At 61.7% G+C, this 381-nt stretch carries 1 protein-coding gene; it reads right to left on the bottom strand.

The window, feature by feature from the left end:
* Positions 1-381 (bottom strand): MbeB family mobilization protein (locus ACMWKA_RS25745; protein ID WP_414760696.1); only part of this gene is annotated, 381 nt, incomplete at both ends.

Here is a 381-nt window from a genome sequence, read left to right as displayed (position 1 = left end):
ATCCCCGGCGGCAGGATAAGAAACCTCCGGCCGTCGCTGCTCTCCTGATAGCGCACTCCCCACGTCCGGGCGGTCATTTTCGCCAGGGTATCTTCCTGCTGACGAAGATGCGTGTAATTGTCGGTTATCTGCTGCCCCTGCCACCACAGAATGCTCCCGCTCGTGCCGATCAGCAGCGCTGACACCATCAGGATGGTGAGCCATGTCCGCCCGGCAGTCCGCAGTACGCTCCGCCGGTTTTTCTCCATCGCCTCGCTCATACTCTGCTCGTGGGCGAGGATGGCGTCGCTGATTCTCCTCGCGCTTGCGCTCAGTTCCGCTCTGACAGACTGCTCGTGCTCGCTGAATGCGGCTTTCAGCATCTCGCCGGTACTCTGCTGC

This window comes from Enterobacter sp. 03-F-07-AD-ECC (genome assembly GCF_047530935.1).
GTDB classification, from domain to species: domain Bacteria; phylum Pseudomonadota; class Gammaproteobacteria; order Enterobacterales; family Enterobacteriaceae; genus Enterobacter; species Enterobacter cloacae.
The sequence above is the reverse complement of the archived record's forward strand: the minus strand, read 5'-3'. Positions and strand labels throughout refer to the sequence as shown.